Here is a 16,214-nt window from a genome sequence, read left to right on the forward strand (position 1 = left end):
CCTTGGCCATATTTCTCGTATTCAAAAAATCCAAATGTTTCAGGATACTGTACAATGTGAGGCATTTATGAACCATTTCATCATCTATTCTAAAATTTAAAGAGATTTTGATTGCTGATATTTGACAAGATGACACCATCCCTGTGACCGAGAGGTCAGTGAATGAAGGGGATAATCATGCACATTTGTACAGGAGCCCGGCGGACCCGGGCGGCTTATAGAAGCCTACTCGTCGCAACCTGCGCCTACGGGGCGCTCGCCTCGGGCGCGGCGCTGGCTCAGGAAAGGCCGGTCGAGGCGGAACCGGAAGCGTCCGAGGTCAGCGAGATCGTCGTGACCGGCTCGCGGATCGCCAGGCCGGACTACGTCGCCAACAGCCCGATCATTTCGGTATCGGCCCAGGCGATCGAGGACACCGGCCAGGTCACCGTTGAAAAGGCCCTCTCGCAACTGCCGCAGTTCTCGGGCTCGTTCGGTCAGGGCAACACCGGCAGCACCAGCACCGGCCTTAACGGCGGCCAGTCCTACGCCAGCTTGCGCGGCCTGGGCGCCAAACGCACCCTGCTCCTGCTGGACGGCATGCGCCTGCAGCCTTCCAATCCCGACGGTTCGGTCGACCTAAACGTCATTCCTGAAACCCTGATCGGCAACGTCGAGGTCATCACCGGCGGCGCCTCGACCGTCTATGGCTCGGACGCCACGGCCGGCGTGGTCAACTTCCGCTTGCGCCGAAACATCCAGGGCGTCGAAGTCGGCAGCACCTACGGCATCAGCGACTATGGCGACGGCGAGTCGTTCCGCTTCAACGTCATCTCCGGCGGTTCTATCGCCGAAGGACGTGGCCGGGCCCTGCTTTCGCTCGACTACACCAACAGGGAGCGCGCGACCGAGTCAGAGCGTGACTTCTTCCTTACGCGCTCCACGACGAACGCCACCGCGACGACACCGCAGGGCGCCATCCTGTTCGGCGCCAACACGCCGACGCTGGCGGCGGTCAACGCCCTGTTCGTCAATAAATACGGCACCCCGGCTTTGACCGGCAGCGCCGGCCGGTTCACCAACCAGTTGGGTTTCAACCTTGACGGCACCCTGTTCAACCAGGTCGGGACGCAGCCGGTTCGCAACTTCCGCGATCCGGAGACCGACGAAGCCTACATCTCGCCGACTGGAACGCAGATCAACTTTGGGTCGCCGAGCACCGCCGCTGTCCAGAACGATATGGAACGCTACTCGCTGTTTTCGCGCATCGACTACGATATCAGCGACACCCTCCGCTTTTTCGCCCAGGGGTCGATGGTCACCCTGGAGTCGGTGGGTATCGCGAACCCGTCGCTCGCGTCCGGCACCTATGCGCTGACGGCGCCCTCGACCAATCCGTTCCTTGCACGGACGGATATGGTTTCCGTCCTGGCGTCCCGCACCAATCCGACCGCGGACTTCACCTTCCAGAAGGCCTTCGACCTGGCCGGCGCCCGCTACCAGCCCTACTCCTACGACCTCTACCAGTTCACGGTCGGCCTCAGCGGCGACGTTCCCTACAAGGACTGGACCTGGGAAGCCTATGCCAGCGCCAGTCAGGCCAAGTTCGTAAATGAACAGACGGGCGGGGTTAGCTATCGCGCCCTGAGAAACCTTCTGTACAGCCCGACGGGCGGTACGGAATTCTGCGCCGGCGGCTTCAATCCCTTCGGCAACTTCATCCCGTCGCAGGACTGTATCGACTACATGTCAATCCGGACGCTGAACAGCAATACGCTGAAGCAGCGCTCGGCCGAAGCGACCATCCAGGGCGGTCTGTTCGCCCTGCCCGCAGGCGAGGTTCGGTATGCAGCCGGCGTCAGCTATCGCTACAACGCCTTCGCCTTTGATGCTGACCGCGCCTTCCAGGAGGCGGTCAACGGCCAGTTCACCAGCGACGTTCTCGGCTACAGCGTGCTCCGCTCCAACGGCGGCTCGGTCGATACGACGGAAGTCTATGGCGAGCTTCTGGTGCCGGTACTGGCGAACCTGCCGTTCATCAAGGAATTCAACCTGGACCTCGGCTACCGCTTCTCGGATTACAACACCGTCGGCGGGGTCAGCGCCTACAAGGCCGACTTCGAATGGCGTGTGATCGATCCTGTCCGGCTCCGCGGCGGCTACAATCGGTCGGTGCGCGCGCCCTCCCCCGGTGAGTTGTTCGCCCCGCAGTCAACCGCCAGCGTCGGCACCGGCACGGCGTCGCCGACCACCGAAAACGGCGATCCCTGCGACACCCGCAGCTTCTTCCGTCAGGCCAGCAACCCCAACGCCGCCCAGGTGCGCGCCCTGTGTCTCGCCCAGGGCGTTCCGGCCTCGCTCATCGACACCTTCACCTGGGGCAGCGCGCAGGCCTTCGCCCTGACCGGGGGCAACGAAGACCTCTACGAAGAAACCACTGACACCTATTCGTTCGGTGTCGTGGTCCAGTCCCCGTTCGAGGCGCCCTTGCTCAGCGGGATGTCGGTCGCACTCGACTGGTACAATATCAAGATCAAGGACGCGATCGGCGCGCTTTCCGTAACCAACAGCATTCGCTACTGCTTCAACAGCGGCGGAAACAACCCGACCTATGATCCCAACAACTACTATTGCTCGTTGCTGGCGAGAAACGCGGACACGGGACTGCTGCTCAACCCGGTCCAGCCCCTGCTGAACCTCGGACAATTCAATGTCGAAGGCGTGGACCTGGTCTTCGACTGGCGTCTGTCGCCGGCCGACATCGGCATTCCCGTCGAGGGAACCCTGTCGCTCAATTCGGCGATCAGCTACCTGGGCGCCTTTGAAATCCAGGATCTGCCCGGCGCGCCGACCTACGACTACGCCGGGGCCTGGGGAACGGCGATCGAATCCAACGCCGGCCTCGCCCACCCCGAGTGGAAAATCAATACCTCGATCACCTATTCCCGCGGCTGGGCCAGCGTCGGGCTGCGGTGGAGATTCATCGACGAGATGATCCACAGCAGCCTGATCACCAATCCGGCGAGCACCACCCCCAATGTCGACGCCTACAATGTGTTCGACATGAACGCCCGGTTCGACCTGTCCCACGACACCAGCCTGAGGCTCAACGTCACCAATCTCCTGAACGAAGAGCCCCCGCAGGCCGGGACCACGCCCGGAAGCTATGACTCCCAGAACTATGATACCGTTGGCCGCTATTTCACGATCGCAGTCACCAAGAAGTTCTGATTGGAATATGGGCCGCCCTGTTTCCCCAGGGCGGCCCAACGCCGCAGTCCATCATCGCACCCACCGGAACGCCAAAATGAAATTCAAGACCCTGACTGCCATCACACTGGCGCTGTCGTCCCTGACCATGACCGCCGTTCAGGCGGCCGAATTGCCGGAGGCGCAACAGGCCGGCATCATCCAGGCCGTCGACGGCAGCGCCGGCCAGCTGGGCGCCACCGCCCTGGCGATATGGGGATTTGCCGAGGTCGGCTATCAGGAAACCCAAAGCTCTGCCCTGCTTCAGCATGATCTGAGCGCTGCCGGCTTCACCATCACCCCCGGCATCGCGGGCCAGCCCACCGCCTTCCTCGCCAGTTTCAAGAACGGCGACGGGCCGGTCGTGGCTCTGCTGGCCGAGTTCGACGCCCTGCCCGGCCTGTCACAGGCGGTGTCCCCGGTCGAAACTTCACTGGGTGCGATCGCAGGTCATGGCTGCGGCCACAATCTGTTCGGCGCCGCATCCAGCTACGCCGCCATCGCCGTCAAGCAGTGGATGATCGCCAATAACATAAAGGGCGAACTTCGGGTCTATGGCACGCCCGCCGAAGAAGGCGGTTCGGCGAAGGCCTTCATGGTGCGCGACGGCCTGTTCCGGGATGTCGATGTCGCCATCCACTGGCACCCCGGCTCCGTGAACAGCGCCAGCCAGGGCACGACCAAGGCCAATGTCAGCGGGAAGTTCCGCTTCTACGGCACCTCATCGCATGCGTCGGGCGCCCCAGACCGCGGCCGTTCGGCGCTGGACGCCGTCGAGGCCATGAACAACATGGCCAATATGATGCGCGAGCACATCCCCGACGGGACGCGCATCCACTATGTCATCACCAACGGCGGCGAGGCCCCTAATGTGGTGCCCAACTTCGCCGAGTCCTACTATTACGTGCGTGACGGTAACCCGGACACCGTGCTGTCGGTGATCGAGCGGCTCAAGAAGGCCGCCGAGGGCGCGGCCCTGGGCACGGGCACCCGTTACGAATTCCAGCAGATCGGCGGCGTGTACAGCATGATGCCGAACGGCGCCTTGATGGCGGTCATGGATCGCAACCTGCACCGGGTCGGCGGCATCACCTGGACGCCCGAAGAAACCGCCTTCGCCACCGAAATCCAGAAGACCCTGACGGCCCGTCCCGCCCTGTCGACGGTCGGCCAGATCGAAACGGCGCAATTGAAGTTCGATGGCTCCGGCGGGTCGACAGATGTCTCTGACGTTAGCTGGGTCGTGCCCACCGTGGGCCTGTCCACGGCGACCTTCGTGCCCGGCTCGGCGGGCCATAGCTGGCAGAACACGGCGGCGGCCGGGTCCAGTATCGGGGTCAAGGGCGCTGTGGTGGCGGCCAAGACCCTGGCCCTGACGGCGGCGGAGCTGTTCACCAGCCCCGACACCATCGCGGCGGCGACGGAGGAACTGCATGAACGGCGCGGGGCGGATTTCGTCTATCGTCCACTCGTCGGCGACGGTCCTCCGCAACTGGACTATCGTGGCAATAGCGGCGCCAACTGACGCCGAGGAAGCCATGGCCTAATCACGCATGACAGGCGGACTTACCCCACAGGCCGCCGCCGCCGCACAGACGGCGGCGGCGCTCATGAACAGACGCCAGTTCGCCCAGGCCCGCGCCATCCTGGCACCGCTTGCACGTGACTGGCCTTTTCAGCCGGAGCTGCAATTCCTGTTGGGGGCGGCTTGCCGGGAGGTTGGCGACGCCGTGGCCGCCGAGGCCGCCCTGCGCGCAGCCCTGGATGCCGATCCCCGACACCAACGCGCGGCTCTGGATCTCGCGCGACTGATGTCCAGTCAGGGACGTCCTAGCGATCTGCTCGAGGCGACCTGCTTTGCGGCCGGGGCGGATCGTCCGCATGAAGCCCTGCTGGGCGAACGTGCTCGCGCCCTTCTGGCCCTGGGCCGGGACGACGAAGCCGTCGCCCTTCGTCGGCGCGCGGTCGCCCTGCACCCCGGAAAAGCCGGCCCGCTGCACAACCTCGCTGCGACACAGAGTGACGCCGGGCTGGGCGAAGACGCCGAGCGCAGCGCCCGCGCGGCCCTGTCACTGGGCGACACCCCGGAAACCTGGCTCGTTCTGGCCCGGGCCCTGCAGAGTCAGAACCGGTTTGACGAGGCCGAGACGGCCTTTGCCGAGGCGACACGCCGCCGTCCGGACTATGTGTCCGCCTTGCAGGATCACGCGCAACTGGTCTGGATGCGCACAGGAAATCTCGAGGCGGCGCTCGCCGTCGTGGACCGTGCCGTCCCGCCGGACGCAACAGGATGGCCGCTCCGGATCCTGCGGGCGCGGTTGATGCAGTCCGCCGGCGATACCGCCGGGGCCTACGCCGCCGTCATGCGTGACGCGCCTGAGGGCGACGTCGGCGCCCTGACCCTGGCCGCGCAACTGGCGCTGACCCTCGACCCCGGGGTCGCATTGAAACACGCCCTGGCCGCGTCCGCGCTGGCACCAGACGACCGGGCCGTGGAACGGGCGCTGGTCGAGGCCCATCTGGCCGTCGGACAGCCCGGGGCGGCCCTGGAAGCGATGGCGGAGCCCTTGCGTCGCACTCCGTTCGACCAGGGCTTCGTCGCATCCCAATGGACCGCGTGGCGGCTGCTTGGAGATCCCCGCGCCGCGACCCTCTACGACTATGCGTCGGTCGTTTCGGCCGGAATGATCGACATACCGGACGGCTGGGCCTCGCTGCCCGACTATCTGCACGACCTCGGCGCCGCCCTGCGGGGCCTGCACGGGCTGACCGCCCATCCGATCGGCCAGTCGCTGCGCCATGGAGCCCAGACCAGCGCCAGCCTTCTCCGTAGCGAGGCCCCCGCCGTTCGCGCGTTTCCAAAGGCGATAGAAGCCGCAGTGCGTCGCCACCTGGCCTTCATCGGCACGGGCGACGACATCCTGAGATCGCGCAACACCGGCGACTATCGCATCCGGTCGATGTGGTCGGTGCGCCTGTCGCCCGGCGGGTTTCACACCAGCCACGTTCATCCCGACGGCTGGCTGTCCTCAGCCTGCTACATCGAAACGCCGGATGTCGCCGACGATCAGGATCCCGAGGGCTGGTTGAAATTCGGCGAACCCGGCGGCCCCACCACGCCAGGCCTTGTGGCAGAATACCATGTCCAACCCAAACCCGGGCTCTTGGCGCTGTTTCCATCCTATATGTGGCACGGAACCGTGCCCTTCAGCCGAGGTCGTCGCATGACGATCGCCTTCGACCTGGTCCCGGCGTGAGTTGAACCGCACGGGCGGAACGGTCTGGGGAGAGACGCCGACGCGCGGCCCCGCCCCACGCCCCCCTATTCCTCCGCCGAACGCCGAGCCGCGCCGGTCGCCGTAATCGCGGGACCGTACATCAGGGCGTTGAACAGGAATTTGTAGGTGCCCTGCGACTGGCCGAGCTGGGTGATCTCGGCGCCCATCAGGAAGACGCGCCCCCGACCGTGAGGCACCTCCAGAACCGTGCTGGCGCCATTCAGGTGTTGCGCGCCCCAGGCCCAGCCGCTGCGAAGCGGGTCTTCGCCTTCGAACCAGGACACCCGGCTTCCTGCGGTCGGCCCGGTCAGACGGAAGGCGGGGCTGTTGTAGTAGTAGACGTCGACCGTATCCGACATGCCGTAGGCCAGAGGGTTCCGGTTATCGACACGACTGGAGAGGATTGAGCCCGGCACGTAGAATTTCGATCGCGGCAGATGCCGGACAGTTCCGTCAGCCGTCGTTTCCGTCAGGGCGTCTTCGACCGGAAGGTTCAGTTGGTAGGCCAGTTGGGTGGCGCTGCCAACGGCGACGACGGAGCCGCCCGCCTGAAGGAAGGCATCGATCTGGAGAACCGTCTTTTCCTTTGTGATCTTGCCCAGCCAGCCCCGATATTCGGCCGGGATGTCCTGGGGCTCGGGCTGCTCCCGCTCGGGGCGATCGGGCGACGGGGGGTTCGGGATAGTGCCGTTGGCAAAGACCAGCACATCGAACCGGTCCTTCAGATTGCCGGCGTCCAGATCCTGCGGGTGAACGACCTCGAACGGGAACTCGTAGTTCTCGAATATCCACCGCGTCCAGCCCGCCGACATGCTGCCGCCGTAGATGTCCACGAGACCGATGCGAACCGGCCGTAGCTCGAGCTTGTCCGAGGTCGGCGCGGTGCTCGCGGCCGCAGCGTCAAAGCCGAGATCCCTGACCCCCTGTTCGACGATCTGGCGCACGCCGTCAGCCTGGGGAATCCAGATCGTGCCAGCGGGGAAGGTCTCGCCGCCGACCGAAACCGGCGTCTTCAGCCAGCTGACCTGTTTTCCCGCCGCCAACAGACGGTTCTTGAGGACGAAGGCGTTGTTGATCTCGTGGCTGACCAGATAGCCCGCCCGACCGAAGCCGACGACCCGGCCGGCGGGCGCGGCGACTTCGTCCGACAGGCGCTCGAAAGGACCGTCCACCCCGTCGAGAACCCGGTCGAACTGAATCCCCATCTGGTAGGCCAGGGTGTAGCCCGTCACGTTATGCGGCGCATTGGGCGTGGCACCCGGATAGGGAATGTCGTCAGGGTGGTTCTGGGGCTCGAAATTATCGAGCACCATGGCGCGATAGGGCTGGCCCGTCTGCACCACGAAAGAGCCAGCAGGATAGGTCTTTCCGCCCGTCGTGAAAGCCGCCGTGGCGCGCTGCACCTGGATGCCGCTCTTGATCAGGGCGTTTACGAAACCCACCGTGCGCGGGAAGTCGGATTGGTCGGCGCTGAGAATATAGGCGCGGGGATCGCGGGCCGCCGCGCTGTGCAGCACCGTCTCATACAGCGCCGGATCAACCGCCGCGCGCGAATAGCCCATGCCCCAGCCGGGAACGTCGGGCGTGTAGGGATTGCGGGCGGCGGCGGCCTCCAGTTCGGCGATCCGCTTCGGCGTCACGGTCCAGGTGTCGGTCTGGCCCGCCTCGATGCCGTTGCGGGCCATGACGAACATGTTGAACAGCAGGTGATCGGGGTTTCGCGAGGCATAGTCGAGCACGGCGCGGTTCAATGACATGGTGTAGTCGATCGCCTGCTGGAACCGCCAGATCTGCGGCGCGACCGGCATGGGGATGTCGTTACGCGGCAACTGGGCCGACGGCACAAGCGGCAGTTGTTCCGGCGTGGGGTGGCCATTGATCTCGGTAATGATCCCGATCGAATTATGGAACAGAGCGTTGGCGCGAAGGGTCGTGCTGGCCCAGTTGGTGTAGGGGGCGACGGTGCGTTGTCCGCCGCCCGGCTTGCCCTCGGTGATCAGACGCGCGTTCATCGCGGCGCCGACGTTCTCGAGTCCCATCAGGACGAGCGGATCGAGGTTGTAGTTGTAGGGATCGCGGTGCGTCGGGATGAAGACCACCATACCGGCGGGGCCGGACTGGTGGTGGTTATAGACGATCTGGGGGAACCACTCCCGATACAGAACTCGGTTGACGTTCTCGGTCTCGGGCATGTTCGACGCCACGAAATCCCGGTTGTTATCGTGCCCGACATACTTGTGATACAGGCGCGGAATGCTCTCGAATTCGCGCTCTTCCGGGTCGGCGTTGCGCATGTACCAGTCCGCGACCAGCTCGTTTCCGTCCGGATTGGCGTTGGCGACCAGGACGATCACATTGTCCAGAATGCGCAGCATTTCCGGATCGTTGGCGCTGAGCAGCTCATAGGTCAGCTGGGACAGGTGCTGGGTGCTGACCTGCTCGGTGGAGTGCAGGCCGCCGTCGATCCAGACGATCGCCTTGCCTTCCGAAGCCAGCTTGCGGGCCTCGGCCTCGGTCATGTCCTCGCCCATGGCCATGCGCCGGGCGATGTCGCGATATCGGCCGAGATGGGCGAGATTTTCGGGCGACGAGATGATCGCCATCAGTTGGTCGCGGCCTTCGGCGGTGCGGCCGATCGACGTGAGCTGCATACGGTCCGACTGCCCGTCCAGCGTCCGCCAATAGTCTGCGAGCTGGGAATAGTTCGCCAGCTTGTAATCGTCGCCGATGTTGAAGCCGTAAGCCTGCAGCGGGGTCGTGATCGAGCCGTTTTCGACCGGGGCGGCCCAACTGCCGCCGGCCTGCAACGCCAGCACGGTTGTCGCCAGCCACAAGGCGCGTCGGTTCAGCTTTGTCATCTCTTTATCCCCTCAGAGTTGGCGTTGTGAAATGCGACTTGTCCCGATGCCGATGATCGTCCAGCCAGACCGGTCGACCTGATCCCTACCGGGCTCTCCCTTCACGCAGGAATCCTGGCTTCGACGTTCCGGGCCGTGCGAGGGCGCGCTGGACGTCCGCCAGAGACTGGTTCTGCTCCATGGCGTACAGCGCCATCTCATCCTCGACGGGACGCCCCAGGGCCGCTTCGAACGCCTCCCTGGCGGGATCGGCTGCGACATACGACGCCGTTGCCGCGCGCCCCAGGTTGGAATGGAATATCCCGGCCGCGCTAACCGGCAGAAAGTCCTCGTAGACGATGGGATCGGCGGCCACATAGCCGGCTGAAATCAGGGCTTCGAGGTCGCCGACTATGGCATCAGGCGGGGGCGAACCGGTATCGACCAGCCGATAGCGGAACCAGGCCAGCTCCTGTCGCCTCAACGCCGTCCAGTCGTCGGGGAACTCGGCGAAGCGGCCCTGGCCTGCCGATCTCGCAGCCAGCAACTGGTCGTAGAGCGCTCTTCCGGCGGGCGTCAGGGCCGCGCCACGCTGTTCGATCTCGCCAAAACGCGCGGTGTGAGACCCCAATACCCACTCTCCGTCCGACGGGAATGCGATGGCTTCGTCCAGAGCCTTGAAACTGGTCTGGCGCAACAGGATCGGGCAATCCCTGCGAGGCGGCCCCTCGATGCTGTCCTTGGGGCGCAGGCCCTGTGCGGACATCGCCGCCTGTGCGGCGTCGATGTCCAACGTCCGCGGCGTGAGGTGGTTGATATGCGGCCCCCGGAAACTCACGACGTCGGCGATCAGTCGATGCGCCTTGAGCAACCGCTCATGGGTCGGCGCGCTGACCGTGGCGTGCATATGCCAGCGGAAGGTGTCGAGCAGGGTCTCGACGAAGCGATCCGCCTGATCCGGCCCGAGACCACCCTCGCGTTCGCTGATCTGGATCAGTTCGACGGTTTCGGGATTGAAGATTTCCCGACGCCCGAGTGTGACGAGAGCTTCCTCGCGAAGGGCCTCGTCCTCGATCAACTCCAGCCGCAGGAGGGAGGTGAACACCCGGAACGGATTGCGGCGCAACGCCTCGATCTCAATCGGGCGAAACGCTGTCGAATGCACGGGCACCCCGGCGGGCGCCAGGTTGTAGTAGCTGACCGGGAACATGCCCATGACCGCAAAGGCCCGCCCGATCATCGCCAGTTCCGCAGGCGTGCCGACCCGGATAGCCCCGTGCCGTTCCTCGGACAAACGATCCAGATCACCGGAACTCTTCAGTCGTCGCTCGAAATCCTGATCTGCGGCCAACACATCGGCATTGATGCTCGCGACGAGCGACATGAGCACCGAATACTGAGGAACCTCTTCCCGATACATGCGGGAAAGCGCTTCGGAGAAGCGCCCTCTGATCTCGTCGCGATAGAGAAACCCTGTGCCGACCATCTCTGCGCCATTTACTGGAAAAGTCAGCGAATAATGGGCATCTCGCGAAGCCCCAAATGGGATTAATTTATGGAGTGATCACGGTTCATAATCGGTGACATTGACCTGCCCCTGCAGGGGCCGGGACGACGTCCTTCCGCCGGGGCTCGGGCAGGTGATGGAGGACCGGGTCGCCGCGCAGGCCCTTGTGGTAACAAGCTCGTCTTCCCGGATGCAAACGGCGGATCGCTCTAATATCTTATGGCGGGCGTCGCCCTGGCGGAACTGACACGTTAAGTCGGTCTGGCTGCAGAATGCTCTTCGCCTTACCCGCTTTCAGGCCGCTTGGGTCGCGGCCGCCCAAGCGGCCTCGGCGTGGCCTCGCAGAATACGAAGGCCAGGTCGCGAGATCAGGTGGGGCTGGAGGTTAAAGGCGTTGTAGATCGGACCGTGGACGGAGAGGAATCTCTGGGCTGAACGCTGCGATTTGAACCTCTGCTGCTTCTGCTCCCGTCATCGGATCACGAGGTGAGAGTTCTCGGCCCGATTATTCTCCCGCATCCCGCCAGGTATGTGACGGGTTTGAAGATGCAGGACTTTCATCGCCGCTCGATACGACGCGAGCTTGTCCGTGATGATCGTTTCGGGATGGATCCCGATATTGCGAAGCAGGCGGCGCAACAGCTTTAACGCCGCGTGCTTGTTCCGTCGCTTCTGGACCAGGACGTCCAGGACTTCGCCCTCGTCATCGACGGCACGCCACAGATACATGCGTCGTCCGCCGATCTTCACGACCGCCTCATCCAGATGCCAACAGCCCGTTGGTCGGTCGCGGCGACGGCGCAGATTGGCGGCGACCCTGGCCGAGCGGAAGGCGCTTGCCTCTTGAGGCTCATCGACCATGGCGACCCGCGCCGAGTGGAGACTTTTCGTCGTTGGCCTGACACCACCGCCAACGATTTTGTATAGGTTGATGGACGCCTTCGCCGTTCGGCGGTCATGACGAAAAGCAGGCCGCCGGCTTTATGCAAAACCGGATCGGCCGCTTGCGTCTCGGCCCCAGGCTGGACATAACAGCCGGACGCCGCAGGCGTGGGCCGGTTTAGCTCAGTTGGTAGAGCGCCAGTTTTGTAAACTGGATGTCGCGGGTTCGATTCCTGCAACCGGCACCATCTTTCGACCATCCGGGGCAATGGCCGACACGACGAACAAGCTGGGCCACAAGATCGGCGCGCGCGGCGGCAGAACCCGCCAGGCGATCCTCGACGCGACCCGACGCCTGTTGAACGAGCGACATTACGGCGAAATTCGCGTCGCAGACCTGGCCTCAGCCGCCGGGGTGTCGCCATCAAATTTCTATACCTATTTCAAGACGGTCGAAGAGCCTGTTCTGGCTCTGTGCGAAGTCGCGGCGGCCGATTTCCAGGGTCTGGCGGCGCATTTTCAGGCCGACTGGCCTGGCGACAAGGCCTTCGTCATCGCCCGCGCCTTCATCCTGGACGTGATGGCGATCTGGCGGAACCACGGGCAGGTGCTGCGGGTCGAACATATGCTGGCCGACAACGGCGACGTCGCCTTCGTCGAAAGCCGCGTGCGCCGCCTGCGACGGCTGCATCTGGCCATCGAACGCCGCGTCGCCCAGGCCCACGCCAGCGGCCTGCACCCCAGGGACTACAACCCCCGCCTGGCCTCCTATCAGATCGCGTCCATCGTCGAATCGACCGCAGCCAGCTTCGACCTGTTGCGCCGCGCCGATACGCCGGAAGCCATACTGGACACGGCGGCGATCATCGTCGTCAAGCTGACGACGGGCCGCTAGAGCCCCAGAGGGCCATAAAGCCAAGTCAGCCAGATCCCGACCGCCAGGACGACGCCGAACGGCAGCTTCTCCGTCGCCCCGACCGACCGGCGCACCACCAACAGCACAAACACCAGGCTGAGACCGACCGCGCACGCCCACAACAAGACGCTGGGCAGGCCGAGCCATCCCACCCAGGCCCCAGCCCCGGCGAACAGGAACGGGTCGCCGCCGCCCAATCCCTGGCGCTTGCGCACGGCCTGATACAGCCAACCGACCAGCCGCAGCCCCCCGAACCCGGCCGCCGCGCCGATCAGATGCGACAGGACGACGTCCCATCCCGTGGCGATGGCGACGACCAGGCCGGTGGCGATCAGCGGCAGGGTCAGTATGTCGGGCAGCCAGAAATTCTCGCCGTCGACAATGGCGATCAGCAGCAACTGCCAGCCCAGGACCGCCGTCGCCGCCATCATGAGGACCGATGCGCCGCTGCCCGACGCCCAGAGCGCCGCCCATACGCCGATCGCGCTCGCCGCCAGTTCGATCAGCGGATAGCGGCGGGAAATCCGCGTCTGGCAGCGGGCGCACCGGCCGCGCGACGCCAGCCAGCCGAACACCGGAACACGCTCCCAGGGCCGCCGCCTCTGGCCGCAGCACCGGCGCCGCGAGGGGGCGGCGACGATGTTCTCGTCACGCGGCAGGCGTACGCTGACCTCGGCGACGAAACCGCCGACGATCAGGCCCAGAACGCCCAGAACGACGGCGGCGGTCACAGGGTTCATGGAAGGGTCCAGACGACGACGACCCCTGGGCGTTTAGCCGCCGCCGAGCGCCGCCGCCACATGATAGGTGATCAGCGACGCCAGATAGGCCAGACCGAACATGTAGCCGATCATGATCCAGGTCCATTTCAGCGAGTTCGTCTCGCGCCGCACCACGCCCAGGGTCGCCACGCACTGGGGCGCGAAGATATACCAGGCTAGGAAGGACAGGGCCGTGGCCAGCGACCAGTGCGACGCCAGGGTCGAAGCCAGCAGGCCCGTCGCGTTCTCCGCGTCCGCGATGGCGTAGGTGGTGCCCAGCGCCGCCACCGCGACCTCGCGCGCCGCCATGCCGGGAATCAGGGCGATCACCATCTGCCAATTGAAGCCGATGGGCGCGAAGATCGGCTCCAGCGCCCGCCCGATCATGCCGGCGAACGAATAGTCGATGGCCGGCAGGGTGGCGTTTTCAGGCGGATAGGGAAACGTCGCCAGGACCCACAGGATGATCACGGCCGGCAGGATGATCCGCCCCGCCCGGTTCAGAAATATCCTGGCCCGGAGCCACAGGTTGAAACCGACGCTCTTCAGGTCTGGAACCTTGTAGGTCGGCAGCTCCATCATGAACGGCTCGACCGCGCCGCGCCAGAACACCTTGCGGATCACCAGCGACACCAAAAGCGCGCTGAGGATGCCGGCGGCGTAGAGACCGAACATCACCAGCCCCTGCAGATTGGCGAAGCCCCACACCCGTTCGTTGGGAATGAAGGCGGCGATGATCAGCGTATAGACGGGAATGCGTGCCGAGCAGGTCATCAGGGGCGCGACCAGTATGGTGGTCAGGCGGTCGCGCTTGGAATCGATCACCCGCGCCGCCATCACGCCCGGAATGGCGCAGGCGAAGCTGGACAACAGCGGAATGAAGGCGCGGCCGTGCAGCCCCGCTCCGCCCATGATCCTGTCCATCAGGAAGGCCGCACGGGCCATATAGCCGAAGTCTTCCAGGGCGATGATGAACAGGAACAGGATCAGGATCTGCGGCAGGAAGACCAGCACGCTGCCGACGCCGGAAATGATGCCGTCCACGATCAGGCTTTGCAGCAGACCGTCTGGAAGGGCCATGGCGACCAGACCGCCCAGCCAGCCGATGCCGGCCTCGATGCCGTCCATCAGAGGCGCAGCCCAGCTGAACACCGCCTGGAACATGAGGAATAGCAGGGCGAACAGAATCAGCAGACCGCCCACCGGATGCAGCAGGACGGAATCGATCCTGCCCGTCAGGGTGTCGGGTCGTTCGGGCGGAAGGACGCAGGCCTTCATGATCCGCTCGGCCTCGCGGGCGGCGGTGCGAAGTTCGGCGGCGTCGGGGCTGCGCCAATGGTTTTCCGATAGGGCGGCGGCGTCGGCCTGGGCCTCGATGGCGGCGATCAGGTCGTCGATGCCCCGCCTGCGCGTAGCGACCGTGGTGACGATCGGCACGCCCAGTTCGCCGCGCAGCCTTTCCAGGTCGATCCGCAGACCCTGGCGCTGGGCGATGTCGTACATGTTCAGCGCCAGCACCATGGGCCGGCCGACGGCCTTCAATTCCAGGATCAGACGCAGCACCAGCCGCAGATTGGTGGCGTCGGCGACGCAGACCACCACGTCCGGCGGCGCCTCGCCCGCCAGACGCCCCAGGACGGCGTCGCGCGTGACCTCCTCGTCGGGGCTGCGCGCGCGCAAGGAATAGGTGCCGGGCAGGTCCAGCACCGACATCGACCGGCCGGACGCACCGCGGATCAGGCCCTCCTTGCGCTCCACCGTGACGCCGGCGTAGTTGGCGACCTTCTGGTGGGCGCCGGTCAGGGCGTTGAACAGGGCGGTCTTGCCGCTGTTCGGATTGCCGACCAGGGCGACGCGGGCGGTCTTCAGGGCCATGTCCATCAGGCGGCGTCCAGGCGGATCGTCAGGCTGGCGGCCTCGTGGCGGCGCAGGGCCACGCGCATGTCGTCCACCTTCATGGCGATGGGATCGCGGCCGAACAGGCCCTCGTGAAGCAGTTCGACCCGGGCGCCCTCGACGAAGCCCAGTTCCAGCAGGCGGCGCTCCAATTCGACCGCCTCGCCCTGATGATGACAACGGGCGCCCACCTGGACGATGACGCCGTGATCGCCGCGTCGGGCCTGGCTCAGCTTTATGGTTTCGGTCAAAGGCTACGCTCGCACGGGCGAGGCCGTCCCCCGACGGCTCCGCGTTCATTGACAGTGATTATCAGGTGCGCGACCCCCGCGTCCAGCGGGACAGCTTGACCAATTGCCGCGCAGGCGCATTGCGCTATCAGACGCCGAACAGGAGCCGTTCATGTCCCGCCTCGCCTTCGCCGCCCCGCTTGTTCTGGCCCCGGTCCTGGGCCTGTCCGGCTGCGGCCAGGACGTCCCCCCGTCGGCTCCGGCCAAGCCTGCGCGCGTTCTAACGGACGCCGAAAAGGCCAGCCTGCTGGCCGCCCTTCCCGCGCCCTACGACGCCGGCGATCTGGAGAACGGCCGACGCGCCTTCGCCCGCTGCCGCTCGTGCCACACGATAGGCGAGGGCGGCGCCGATACGACCGGGCCGAACCTTTACGGCGTCTTCGGCCGCAAGGCGGGAGACCGTCCGCGCTACAGCTATTCCAATGCGCTGAGGAACGCCGACTTCGTCTGGGACGCCGAGCGGCTGGACCGCTGGCTGCAGAATCCGCGCGGCTTCCTGCCCGGCAACAAGATGACCTTCTCCGGCCTGCCCGACGCCAAGGACCGCCGCGACGTCATCGCCTTCCTGAAGGTGGAGACGGGCTACGCGCCGCAGCCTTCGCCCGCCTCCTGATTTCCG

Annotated in this window: 10 protein-coding genes, 1 tRNA gene and 1 pseudogene; 6 read left to right on the forward strand and 6 right to left on the reverse strand. The window is 65.3% G+C overall.

Going from position 1 to position 16,214, the window contains the following annotated elements:
• Window positions 1-177 precede the first annotated feature (177 nt).
• The 3 genes from DI624_RS08275 to DI624_RS08285 all read left to right on the forward strand — a co-directional run bounded on the left by DI624_RS08275 (window position 178) and on the right by DI624_RS08285 (window position 6,485).
• Entirely contained in the window at window positions 178-3,210 is a 3,033-nt protein-coding gene (locus DI624_RS08275) for a TonB-dependent receptor (protein WP_291537312.1), read from the forward strand.
• Window positions 3,211-3,286: 76 nt separating this feature from the next.
• Entirely contained in the window at window positions 3,287-4,753 is a 1,467-nt protein-coding gene (locus tag DI624_RS08280) for an amidohydrolase (RefSeq protein ID WP_291537313.1), read from the forward strand.
• A 28-nt stretch (window positions 4,754-4,781) separates the two neighbouring features.
• Window positions 4,782-6,485, forward strand: a complete 1,704-nt coding sequence (locus tag DI624_RS08285; RefSeq protein ID WP_291537314.1) for a putative 2OG-Fe(II) oxygenase — start codon at window positions 4,782-4,784, stop codon at window positions 6,483-6,485.
• A 65-nt stretch (window positions 6,486-6,550) separates the two neighbouring features.
• Here the strand turns inward: DI624_RS08285 and DI624_RS08290 are convergent, their stop codons facing one another.
• From DI624_RS08290 to DI624_RS08300, 3 genes and pseudogenes are all read right to left on the reverse strand, one after another.
• Complete coding sequence (locus DI624_RS08290) at window positions 6,551-9,364, reverse strand: M14 metallopeptidase family protein (protein ID WP_291537315.1); 2,814 nt, start codon at window positions 9,362-9,364, stop codon at window positions 6,551-6,553.
• A gap of 85 nt (window positions 9,365-9,449) precedes the next feature.
• Window positions 9,450-10,829 carry a VOC family protein gene (locus tag DI624_RS08295; RefSeq protein WP_291537316.1) on the reverse strand — a complete coding sequence of 460 codons (1,380 nt, stop codon included), beginning with the start codon at window positions 10,827-10,829 and terminating at the stop codon, window positions 9,450-9,452.
• Between the two features lie 315 nt (window positions 10,830-11,144).
• Window positions 11,145-11,621, reverse strand: a pseudogene (locus tag DI624_RS08300) (transposase); the annotation flags it as partial.
• Window positions 11,622-11,904: 283 nt separating this feature from the next.
• Between DI624_RS08300 and DI624_RS08305 the strand changes: the two are divergent.
• Together DI624_RS08305 and DI624_RS08310 are read left to right on the forward strand one after the other, a co-directional pair.
• Window positions 11,905-11,980: transfer RNA gene (locus DI624_RS08305), tRNA-Thr, on the forward strand.
• A gap of 20 nt (window positions 11,981-12,000) precedes the next feature.
• A complete protein-coding gene (locus DI624_RS08310) occupies window positions 12,001-12,627 on the forward strand; it encodes a TetR/AcrR family transcriptional regulator (protein WP_291537317.1) in 627 nt (208 codons plus the stop codon).
• Here DI624_RS08310 and DI624_RS08315 read toward each other — a convergent pair.
• From DI624_RS08315 to DI624_RS08325, 3 genes are read right to left on the reverse strand one after another with little or no spacing between them, the layout of a single operon-like run.
• Window positions 12,624-13,388 carry an A24 family peptidase gene (locus DI624_RS08315; RefSeq protein WP_291537318.1) on the reverse strand — a complete coding sequence of 255 codons (765 nt, stop codon included), beginning with the start codon at window positions 13,386-13,388 and terminating at the stop codon, window positions 12,624-12,626. The genes DI624_RS08310 and DI624_RS08315 overlap by 4 nt on opposite strands.
• 33 nt (window positions 13,389-13,421) lie before the next feature.
• Entirely contained in the window at window positions 13,422-15,290 is a 1,869-nt protein-coding gene (locus DI624_RS08320; RefSeq protein ID WP_291537319.1) for a ferrous iron transporter B, read from the reverse strand.
• The gene (locus tag DI624_RS08325; RefSeq protein WP_291537320.1) at window positions 15,290-15,556 is read right to left on the reverse strand and encodes a FeoA family protein; all 267 of its coding nucleotides are present in this window, start codon (window positions 15,554-15,556) and stop codon (window positions 15,290-15,292) included. Before DI624_RS08325 ends, DI624_RS08320 begins: the two co-directional genes overlap by 1 nt.
• Window positions 15,557-15,707: 151 nt before the next feature.
• Here DI624_RS08325 and DI624_RS08330 point away from each other — a divergent pair, with 151 nt between their 5' ends.
• The gene (locus tag DI624_RS08330; RefSeq protein WP_291537321.1) at window positions 15,708-16,208 is read left to right on the forward strand and encodes a cytochrome c family protein; all 501 of its coding nucleotides are present in this window, start codon (window positions 15,708-15,710) and stop codon (window positions 16,206-16,208) included.
• The last annotated feature ends 6 nt before the right edge of the window (window positions 16,209-16,214 follow it).

The organism is Brevundimonas sp., assembly GCF_003248455.1.
GTDB lineage: Bacteria > Pseudomonadota > Alphaproteobacteria > Caulobacterales > Caulobacteraceae > Brevundimonas.

Excerpts from the sequence above, each read along its gene's own strand:
- DI624_RS08275 (WP_291537312.1), top strand. The coding sequence starts at position 178 with ATGCACATTTGTACAGGAGCCCGGCGGACCCGGGCGGCTTATAGAAGC.
- DI624_RS08285 (WP_291537314.1), top strand. The coding sequence starts at position 4,782 with ATGACAGGCGGACTTACCCCACAGGCCGCCGCCGCCGCACAGACGGCG.
- DI624_RS08320 (WP_291537319.1), bottom strand. The coding sequence starts at position 15,290 with ATGGACATGGCCCTGAAGACCGCCCGCGTCGCCCTGGTCGGCAATCCG.
- DI624_RS08330 (WP_291537321.1), top strand. The coding sequence starts at position 15,708 with ATGTCCCGCCTCGCCTTCGCCGCCCCGCTTGTTCTGGCCCCGGTCCTG.
- DI624_RS08315 (WP_291537318.1), bottom strand. The coding sequence starts at position 13,388 with ATGAACCCTGTGACCGCCGCCGTCGTTCTGGGCGTTCTGGGCCTGATC.
- DI624_RS08310 (WP_291537317.1), top strand. The coding sequence starts at position 12,001 with ATGGCCGACACGACGAACAAGCTGGGCCACAAGATCGGCGCGCGCGGC.
- DI624_RS08290 (WP_291537315.1), bottom strand. The coding sequence starts at position 9,364 with ATGACAAAGCTGAACCGACGCGCCTTGTGGCTGGCGACAACCGTGCTG.
- DI624_RS08295 (WP_291537316.1), bottom strand. The coding sequence starts at position 10,829 with ATGGTCGGCACAGGGTTTCTCTATCGCGACGAGATCAGAGGGCGCTTC.
- DI624_RS08280 (WP_291537313.1), top strand. The coding sequence starts at position 3,287 with ATGAAATTCAAGACCCTGACTGCCATCACACTGGCGCTGTCGTCCCTG.